This window comes from Cupriavidus sp. R6-3 (genome assembly GCF_059772245.1).
The window spans coordinates 1-9,926 of the sequence record NZ_JCBAJO010000175.1 but is presented as its reverse complement, the minus strand read 5'-3'; the positions used below and the strand labels follow the sequence as shown (position 1 = coordinate 9,926).

Genomic DNA, 9,926 nt, shown 5'->3' with positions numbered 1-9,926 from the left:
CGTCGCGGCGGCCACGCCCATGCCTTCGAAGACGAAGGTATCCATCGCCAGTACGCCGTAGGTGACCGCATCGGTCGCACGCGCGACCTTGGCGGCCCCGGCGACCTTGGCGACCTGTGCCACCTCTGCCGTCTCTGCCGTCTCTGCCGTCTCTGCCACCTCGGCCGCCTTGGCCGGCACAGGCGCGCCGGCGGTTCCCGCCGCGGGGCCTAGCGCCGCCCCCAGCGCGACGAAGAACGGCAGCAGATGCTCGTCGGTCGGATGGGCCCGGCGCGCATGCGGCGCCTCGCTGCGATAACGCGAAATGCGCGCGGTATCGCCGGTGCGCAGCGCCTCGTCCAGCGCGCCGGCCATCCAGCCGCGAAACGCCTCGACATAGGGCTCGGTCGCGCCGCCGTGCTGCACGGGCCGTTCCCCGCCGAACACTTCGCGCAGGTTATGCGTGAAGCTGCCCGAGCCAACCACCAGCACGCCCTCGTCGCGCAGCGGCGCCAGCGCGCGGCCGATCTCGATCTGCACGGCCGGGTCCAGGTAGGGATTCAGCGCCAGCTGCACCACCGGCACGTCGGCATCAGGGAAGAAATACCGCAGCGGCAGCCAGGCGCCGTGGTCGAGCGGCCTGGCATCGTCCAGCGCGACAAAGCCGGCCCCCGGGATGCCGGCGGCCTCGACCAGCGCCTTGACGCGCCCGGCCAGCGCCGGCGAACCTGGCGCGTCGTAGCGCAGCGCATAGAGCTCCGGCGGGAAGCCGCCGAAGTCGTGCCAGGCCTGCTGGCGCTCGGCCGTCGTCACGGCCAGCGTGCTGTAGATCCAGTGCGCCGAGATCACCAGCACCGCGCGCGGGCGCAAGGCGCGCAGCCGCTCGCCCAGCGCATCGAACGCCGGGCCCACCGGGCCGGGTTCGATCGCCAGCATCGGCGAACCGTGGGAGACATAGAGCGCGGGCAACATGGGGATCCTTTCTTCGACAGCGTGGATGCGGGGAATACGGGCCTAGTTTGACAAATCCCCACCGTCGCGGCGTCAAGCGTTGCGGACGCCTCGGTCAAATATTTTGAAATTCAGCGTTGCGGCGTTGTCCCCTGCAAGCGGCGGCGAACTCGCACTAACATGGCGGCTTGCTTGCGGGGTCGCGACCTCGTCCCAACCTGGCCCCACCCAGCCCCACTTGGCTCAACCCGGCCCAACGTGGCCCAAACCGGCCCAAACCGGCCCCAACCCTGCCCCACCGGCCCCAATCGAGACAACGGAGACACGATGACCACCATGCCCGCCACCACCCGACCCAAGCAGGCCGCACCGGCGCCCGACACGCCGCTGGTGCGCTGCGGCTGGTGCGGCACGCTCGAGGACTATTGCCACTATCACGACAACGAGTGGGGCTATCCGGTCGACGACGACCGCCGCCTGTTCGAGAAGCTGTGCCTCGAGGGCTTCCAAGCCGGCCTGAGCTGGCTGACGATCCTGCGCAAGCGCGAGGCCTTCCGCAAGACATTCGCCAACTTCGACGTCGAGAAGGTGGCCCGCTTCGGCGAGCGAGACATCGAGCGGCTGCTGGGCGATGCCGGCATCGTGCGCCACCGCGGCAAGATCGAGGCGGCGATCAACAACGCCCAGCGCGCGCTCGAACTGCTGGAGACCGAGTCCTCGCTGGCCGCCTATCTGTGGCGCTACGAGCCCGACCCGAAGAGCCGGCCTGCCGTGCTGACGCCGGAGGTACTGCGCACGATGACGACCTGCCCGGAAGCCACCGCGCTGTCCAGGGACCTGAAGAAACGTGGCTGGCGCTTCGTTGGGCCGACCACGATGTATGCGCTGATGCAGGCGATGGGCATGGTCAACGACCACCAGCAGGGATGCTGGGCGCGCGAGGAAGCGCAACGTAAACGAGCGGCGTTCAAGGTGCCGCGGTAGCGGGACCGCGGTTGGGGCGGTTGGGGCGGCTGGGGCGGCTGGGGCGGTTGGGACGGTCGGGGCGGTCGGCGCGGTTGGGGCGGACGGGCTGCGTGCCTGGGACGCATGGGCATCCCAAGGTACATGGCGTCTCCAACCTGCCGAACGTGCCCAAACGTGCTTGGCGGCCCTACGTACGTAAACGCACATCCAGCCGCCGCTCCGCGCAACGGTGCCCCATGGTCTTTAAAGATTGTTTACGTATACGTAGATAGTAGTAGTAGGTAAACGGCGCCCTCCACAGTGGATAAGGCCGCCGGGCCCTTGCTGCACAAGGGCTGGCGGACTGTATAAGGCTTAGGGGAAAACCCGACGTATACGGGATAACCCGATGCCCTCGCGGAAACGGGTTCGGAGCGCGCCGGACTTGTTCGTCCGCGGTCCACAGGCGCCCCACAGGCTGCCCAGCGCTTGTCCCTCGTGCGGCACACAGGACGGGCACAGGGTTGTCCCCGGAGTTATCCCCAGGGCGCCGTGAAAACGCCTTGCGCGGGTCAGTGCGAACTCGGCCGCAACGCCCGCCGGCCGCGCTGCACCAGCATCACGCCGGCCAGCACGATGGCGCCGGCGATCACGCCGCCGACCAGATTGATCAGCAGCGGCCCCAGCCAGGACAGGAAGGGTCCGACGCCGGGGATGGCCGCAAGCCATTGCGCGGCGGTCTCTTCCAGATGGTGCGCCCACGGCAGGCCGTGAACGAGGATGCCGCCGCCGACCAGGAACATCGCGATCGTGCCGGCCACCGACAGCGTCTTCATCAGGATCGGCGCCAGCCGCAGCAGGCCATCGCCGATGCGGCGCGCGACGCCGTTGCCGCGGCCGCTCAGATAGAGCCCGGCATCGTCGAGCTTGACGATGCCCGCCACCAGCCCGTAGACCCCCACCGTCATCAGCAGCGAGATCGCGGTCAGCACCGCCAGCCGCGTGCCGAACGGCGCGTTGGCGACCGTGCCGAGCGAGATCACGATGATCTCGGCGGACAGGATGAAGTCGGTGCGCACCGCGCCCTTGATCTTTTCCTTCTCCAGCGCGACCAGGTCGACCGCGGGATTGGCCGCCGCCTGCCGCAGCGCGGCGCGCTCGACCGCCTCCCGGGCGCGCTCGGTCGGTTCGGCGTGGCCGGGCAGGTAGCGGTGGGCGAGCTTCTCGAAGCCCTCGTAGCACAGGAAGGCGCCGCCGATCATCAGCAGCGGCGTCACGGCCCACGGCGCGAAGGCGCTGATGGCAAGCGCCGCCGGGACCAGGATCACCTTGTTGCGCAGCGAACCCAGCGCCACCGCCCACACCACCGGCAGCTCGCGCTCGGCCTTCAGGCCGGTCACCTGCTGCGCGTTCAGCGCGAGGTCGTCGCCGAGCACGCCCGCGGTCTTGCGCGCGGCGACCTTGCTCATCGTGGCGACGTCGTCGAGGATCGTCGAAATATCGTCGAGCAGCGCAAGCAGGCTGGCACCGGCCATCTCAGCGGCCTCCCTGCGGCAGCTGGCCTGCAACGGTACGGCGATCGAAACTCGGCATGGTTCGGGCTCCTGTGGTGTTGGAGAATCGGCAAGGCGCCGCGGGCCGCGGCCGGGACCGCGAGTGGCGCCGCCATCGCGCCATACTGCCATAGCCGCTCCCGCTTCCAGCATGGCGGGCATGTCGGATTTTGTCTGATTTTTTTACGTCACTTGGATCTGTAGCATGGGGCGTCATGCGCAGGCTCCGGGCGGCTGTTGCGCCGGCGCCCCGCCTCTCCCCAATTCCACCCGGTCGCCCATGCCCCAAACCCTTGCGCGCAGCGATCTGCTGCGTACGCTCGTCATTCCCCTGCTGCTTGCGGCGCTTCTTGTCGCGGACCTGCTGACCCCGCTCGGCGTCGCCGAGTGGATCTTCTATCTGCTGCCGATCTGCCTGTGCGTGTTCGTCGACCGGCCGATGATGCCGCTATGGACGGCCGCCGGGGCGACCCTGCTGATGGCGGCCGGCTATATCTTCTCGCCGGGCGGGGGCGATCCGACCATCGGCCTGATCAACCGCCTCTGCGGCACCGTGGTGATGTGGTTCCTCGCCGCGGCGATCTACCGCTATATCGCCAGCCAGCTGCAGATGCGCCGCTTCGTCTGGCTGCAGGAGGGCCAGGTACGCGTGGTCCAGCAGACCCGCGGACTCGATACGCCGGCCGAGGTCGGCACCGCGCTGCTGCGCGCGCTGGTGCCGCTGGTGCAGGCCCAGGCCGGCGTGGTCTACCGGCTCGAGGACGCCAGCCTGAAGCGGCTGGCGGGCTGGGCCGCGCCGGCGGACACGCCGGAGAACCTGGCGCTCGGCGAGACGCTGGCCGGACAAGCCGCCAGCGAGAACCGGCCGCTGCTGGCGCGCGGGCTGTCCTCGCACTATCTGCGCATCGGCTCGGCGCTGGGGCGCGACGTGCCGCAGGCGGTGCTGGCCGCGCCGCTGACCTCGGACGGCCATGTGGTCGGCGTGGTGGAGCTGGCCTTCGCCAGCGCGCAGCCGAAGCTGGACGATGCCGTCGAACTGATCGGGCGCGTTGCCGAGGCGGCCGGCGTGGCGCTGACCGCCTCCGCCTATCGCGCGCGTCTGGAGACGCTGCTGGCTCAGACCCAGCGCCAGGCCGAGGAACTGCAGGTCCAGCAGGAGGAGCTGCGCGTTTCCAACGAAGAACTGGAGGAACGCGGACGCGCGCTGATGGAGTCGCAGGCGCGGCTCGAGACGCAGCAGGCCGAGCTCGAGCAGAGCAACGTCCAGCTGGAGGAACACACCCAGCTGCTGGAGGCGCAGAAGCGCGACCTGCTGCAATACCAGGCCGAGCTGGCCGCCGGCGCGCGGGCGCTGGAGCGCGCCAACCAGTACAAGTCCGAGTTCCTGGCCAACATGTCGCACGAGCTGCGCACCCCGCTCAACAGCGCGCTGATCCTGGCCAAGCTGCTGCAGGACAACAAGGAAGGCAACATGACGCCCGAGCAGGTGCGCTATGCCGCCACCATCCATTCGGCCAATACCGACCTGCTGAACCTGATCAACGACATCCTCGACCTGTCCAAGATCGAGGCCGGCCATCTGACGGTGCAGCCCGAGCCGGTCGACATCGAGGCGTTGGTCGGCGGCCTCGCGCAAGGCTTCGCGCCGATCGCCGCGCAGAAGTCGGTGCAGTTCCGCATCGAGCGCGCGCCGGACCTGCCCGCGACGCTGGTGACCGACAACGTGCGGCTGCAGCAGATCCTGCGCAACCTGCTGTCCAACGCCTTCAAGTTCACCGAGCGCGGCGAGGTGACGCTGTCGGTCACGCGCGATGGCCACGACGGCATGCGCTTCGCCGTGCGCGATACCGGCATCGGCATTGCGCGCGACAAGCAGGCCATCATCTTCGAGGCCTTCCAGCAGGCCGACGGCACCACCAGCCGGCGCTATGGCGGCACGGGCCTGGGCCTGTCGATCTCGCGCCAGCTGGCGCAACTGCTCAACGGCACGCTGACGGTCGACAGCGAACCGGGGGCCGGCAGCACCTTCACGCTGACGCTGCCGCTGGAATTCATCGGACCGGCCGCGCCGGCGGCGGCCGTCTCGTCGGTCCCCCCTGCCCCGGCGGCGGTGCTCGAAGCGGCGGCCCAGGTCGCGGCCGAAGGCGGCATCGACGTGACCGAGGCGCTGACCTCGCCGCAACCCGCGCCGGTGCCCGAGGCGGTCGCCGCGATGTCCGCGCCGACGCATGCCGCCGGCGCAAGACAAGGGCACACGGCGCAGATGTCGCACACCACGCCCACGACGCAGAGCGCGTCTCCGATCACGATCAGCGCGCCGCCGCTGCACACCATGCTCGGCCCGGCACCGATCGACGACGACCGCGACCGGCGCTCGCGCGGCAACCGCCTGATCCTGGTCATCGAGGACGACGTCGCCTTCGCGCGGATCCTCTACGACCTGGCGCACGAACTCGACTTTGACTGCCTGCACGCGACCACCGCGCAGCAGGGGCTGGAGCTGGCGCGCGAATACCAGCCCTGCGGCATCCTGCTCGATGTCGCGCTGCCCGACCATTCGGGGCTGACGCTGCTCGACTGGCTCAAGCGCGACCCGGCCACGCGGCATATCCCGACCCACCTGGTGTCGATCAGCGACCATGCCGAGGCGGCGCTGCACCGCGGCGCGATCGGCTACACGCTCAAGCCGAGCGGCCGCGACGACCTCGCCAGCGTGATCCGCGAACTGGAAGCGCGCATGGCGCGAGGCGGCATGCGCACGGTGCTGGTGGTCGAGGACGACGCCACGCTGCGCGAGAGTATCCGCGCGCTGCTGCAATCGGCCGACATCGACATCGTCACCGCCGACACCGTGTCGGCGGCGCTGGCGCGGCTGTCGGAACGCCGCTTCGATTGCGTGGTGATGGACCTGGCGCTGCCGGACGGCTCGGGCCACGACCTGCTCGAGCAGATGGCGGCCGATGCCTCGTATTCGATGCCGCCGGTGATCGTCTACACGGGCCGTCAGCTGTCGGCCGAGGACGAGCAGCAGCTGCGCCGCCATTCCAAGTCGATCATCATCAAGGGCGCGCGCTCGCCCGAGCGGCTGCTCGACGAGGTCACGCTGTTCCTGCACAGCGTCGAATCGGCGCTGCCACCGGAACACCAGCGCATGCTGCGCGCGGTACGCAGCCGCGACGATGCCTTCGAGGGCCGCCGGCTGCTGCTGGTGGAGGACGACGCGCGCAATATCTTCGCGCTGTCCAAGGTCATCGAACCGCTCGGCGCGCAGGTCGAGATCGCGCGCAACGGCCGCCAGGCCCTTGAAATTCTCGACGGCCGCGACGATATCGACCTGGTGCTGATGGACATCATGATGCCGGAGATGGACGGACTGACCGCGATGCGGCATATCCGCCAGGATGGCCGCCACGCGCAATTGCCGATCATCGCGCTGACCGCCAAGGCGATGTCGTCCGATCGCGAGGCCTGCCTGCTGGCCGGGGCCAACGACTACATCGCCAAGCCGATCGATATCGACAAGCTGCTTTCGCTGTGCCGGGTATGGCTGCACGCGCGCTGACCCCTCCCGTCCGCCCTTCGACCGGCCCCATGCCGGCCGACGACGCCTTCGCGGCCGTGCCCGCCGACGACTTCGAGATCGAGCTCGAATTGCTGCTCGAGGGCATCTTCCGCAAGTACCAGCACGACTTCCGCGGCTATTCGCGCGCGTCGCTGCGGCGCCGGCTGTCGCAGGCGCTGCGCGACCTGCGGCTCGACACGCTGTCGCAGTTGCAGGACCGCATGCTGCGCGATCCCGCACTGTTCGGGCGGCTGTTCCAGTACCTGACGGTGCAGGTCAGCGAGATGTTCCGCGATCCCTCCTACTTCCGCGCGATCCGCGAACATGTGGCGCCCGTGCTCAAGACCTATCCGTCGATCACGGTGTGGGTCGCCGGCTGCAGCACCGGCGAGGAGCTGTGGTCGCTGGCGATCCTGTTTGCCGAGGAGGGCCTGCACGAGCGCACCACCTTCTATGCGACGGACATCAACCCGGCGGCGCTGGCCGAAGCGCGCGCCGGGGTCTACGACGCCGGCCGGCTGCGCGGCTTCGGCCGCAATTACCTCGCCGCGGGCGGCCGGCATTCGCTGGGCGACTACTATCACGCCGCCTATGGCAAGGCCAAGTTCGATGCCGGCCTGGTCTCGCGCGCGGTGTTTGCCGACCACAGTCTGGCGACCGACAGCGTGTTCCAGGAAGCGCAGCTGATCTCGTGCCGCAACGTGCTGATCTACTTCGACCGCGCGCTGCAGGACCGCGCGCTCGGGCTGTTCCGCGACGCGCTGGTGCGCCACGGTTTTCTGGGGCTGGGCAGCAAGGAAACGCTGCAGTTCAGCGCGCACGCGGAGGCGTTCGAGGCGGTGATGCCGTCGGACCGGTTGTATCGCAAGCGGTGAAGTCGCGCCGGCATCGCCGCATCGACATCGCTCTATCGACATCGCCATTTCAACATCGGCACATTGACATCACCGCATTGACTCCACCGCATTGACTCCACCGCATTGACACGACTTATCGCCGCATGAACGCCTCCATCGCCAACCCGTCCCCCGCGCCCGACGCCGTCGTCATCGGCGGCTCGGCTGGCGGCATCGAGGCGCTGAACGTGCTGCTGCCGATGCTGCCGGCGGCCTTCCGTCCGGCGCTGATCGTGGTGCTGCATCTGCGGCCGGATACACCGAGCCTGCTGCCGCAGCTGTTCTCGCTGCGCTGCGCGCTGCCGGTCTGCGAAGCCGAGGACAAGATGCCGGTGCGGCACGGCCACCTGTACCTGGCGCCGCCCGACTATCACCTGCTGGTCGAGCGCGACAGCCGCCACGGTGGCGCTTACTCCGGCAGTCACGTCGGTACTCCCGTTGGAAATCTCGGCAGCGAGCGCGCCGAAGGCGTGCATTTCGCGCTGTCGGTCGATCCGCCCGAGCGCTTCTCGCGCCCGTCGATCGACGTGCTGTTCGAGTCCGCCGCGCATGCCTGGCGCGAGGCGCTGCTCGGCATCCTGCTCAGCGGCGCCAACGACGACGGCGCGCGCGGGCTCGAGACCATCCGCCACTGCGGCGGACGAACCTGGGTGCAGGCCCCGGACACCGCGTCGGCCGAGACCATGCCGGCCGAGGCGATCGCGCGCGGCGCGGTCGACGAGGTGCTGACCCTGGAAGCGATCGGCAGCCGGCTGCGGCGCGCCGTCCACTGAAACCTTGCCATGTCCGATCCCATCAAGATCCTGACCGTCGACGACATCGCCAGCAATCTGACCGCGCTCGATGCGGTGCTGGCGCGACCCGATGTCGAACTGGTGCACGCCAACTCCGGCCCGCAGGCGCTGGACCTGCTGCTGCAGCACGAGTTCGGCCTGGCCATCCTCGACGTGCACATGCCGGGCATGGACGGCTTCGAGCTGGCCGAGCTGATGCGCGGCAGCACCCGAACCAACCATATCCCGATCCTGTTCCTGACCGCGGCCGGCTACGACAGCCAGCGCACGTTCAAGGGCTATGCGACCGGCGCGGTCGATTTCCTCTACAAGCCGCTGGACGCCAACATCCTCGCCGCCAAGGTCGATGTGTTCGTGCAGCTGGCCCGGCAGAAGCAGCAGCTGGCCGAGCAGCTCGCCACCACGCAGCGGCTGCTGAAGGCCAACGAGATGCTGATGGCGGTGCTGGCGCACGACCTGCGCACGCCGCTGTCGGCGATCCTGGCTTCGACCTCGTTCCTCGAGCGCTTCTGCCACGACCAGAAAACCGCGCCCGCGGTCGAGCGCATCCGCCGCAGCGGCACGCGCATGGTGCGGATGGTCGATCAGCTGCTCGACGTCGCACGGCTGCACGGCGGCCGCATGCAGCCCGCGGTGCAGCGCGAGGACCTGCATGCGCTGTGCGCGGCGATCGTCGACGAACACGAGAGCCGGCACGGCAAGGGCCGGCTGCTGCTGGAACGTTTCGGCGATACGGTGGCGACGGTGGACCCCGGGCTGCTGTCGCAGGTGCTGGCCAACCTGATCGGCAACGCGCTGCAGCATGGCGACCCGGCAGTGCCGGTGCGCGTGCGTGTCGAGGGCACGGACGAGCGCGTGACGGTGGCGGTCAGCAACGGCGGCGCGATCCCGCCTGACCTGCTGCCGCATCTGTTCGACGCCTTCCGCTCGGGGCGCTCGGCCACCGAATCCGAGGGGCTGGGGCTGGGCCTGCATATCGCGCGCGAGCTGGCGATGCTGCATGGCGGCGATATCGAAGTCGTTTCGCGCGAGGGGACGGGAACGACCTTCACGGTGTGGGTGCCGCGGCAGGGGGGTGTGTAGCCGTTCGCTGGTCGTTTGGGGGCGCCCGTCGTCGGGTACCCTGCTCCCGTGACGCTGGTCCTCTGCGCACTGTTCATTCGGCGCGCGCGTCATTGGGCGCTGGTCATTCGGTCCGTAATACCCGCGCCATCTGCTGCGCCGCCTCCTGCAGCACCGGCACCGC

At 69.3% G+C, this 9,926-nt stretch carries 7 protein-coding genes; 5 read left to right on the top strand and 2 right to left on the bottom strand.

Features of this window, described 5'->3' with window-relative positions; translation table 11 throughout:
* A partial coding sequence (locus tag AC6EI8_RS20170) for a DODA-type extradiol aromatic ring-opening family dioxygenase (protein WP_498382708.1) occupies positions 1–951 on the bottom strand: 951 nt, incomplete at its 3' end.
* A 315-nt stretch (positions 952–1,266) separates the two neighbouring features.
* Here AC6EI8_RS20170 and AC6EI8_RS20165 point away from each other — a divergent pair.
* On the top strand, positions 1,267–1,914 hold the full coding sequence (locus tag AC6EI8_RS20165; protein ID WP_498382709.1) for a DNA-3-methyladenine glycosylase I: 648 nt from the start codon (positions 1,267–1,269) through the stop codon (positions 1,912–1,914).
* A 533-nt stretch (positions 1,915–2,447) separates the two neighbouring features.
* Here AC6EI8_RS20165 and AC6EI8_RS20160 read toward each other — a convergent pair.
* Positions 2,448–3,410: a DUF808 domain-containing protein gene (locus tag AC6EI8_RS20160; protein WP_498382707.1), complete on the bottom strand. Its 963-nt coding sequence runs from the start codon at positions 3,408–3,410 to the stop codon at positions 2,448–2,450.
* Between the two features lie 298 nt (positions 3,411–3,708).
* Here AC6EI8_RS20160 and AC6EI8_RS20155 point away from each other — a divergent pair, with 298 nt between their 5' ends.
* From AC6EI8_RS20155 to AC6EI8_RS20140, 4 genes are all read left to right on the top strand, one after another.
* The gene (locus AC6EI8_RS20155; protein WP_149317552.1) at positions 3,709–6,990 is read left to right on the top strand and encodes a hybrid sensor histidine kinase/response regulator; all 3,282 of its coding nucleotides are present in this window, start codon (positions 3,709–3,711) and stop codon (positions 6,988–6,990) included.
* A gap of 29 nt (positions 6,991–7,019) precedes the next feature.
* A complete protein-coding gene (locus tag AC6EI8_RS20150) occupies positions 7,020–7,865 on the top strand; it encodes a CheR family methyltransferase (protein ID WP_226107726.1) in 846 nt (281 codons plus the stop codon).
* 125 nt (positions 7,866–7,990) lie between these two features.
* On the top strand, positions 7,991–8,659 hold the full coding sequence (locus AC6EI8_RS20145) for a chemotaxis protein CheB (protein ID WP_149317550.1): 669 nt from the start codon (positions 7,991–7,993) through the stop codon (positions 8,657–8,659).
* A gap of 9 nt (positions 8,660–8,668) precedes the next feature.
* Positions 8,669–9,763: a hybrid sensor histidine kinase/response regulator gene (locus tag AC6EI8_RS20140; RefSeq protein ID WP_150081970.1), complete on the top strand. Its 1,095-nt coding sequence runs from the start codon at positions 8,669–8,671 to the stop codon at positions 9,761–9,763.
* The last annotated feature ends 163 nt before the right edge of the window (positions 9,764–9,926 follow it).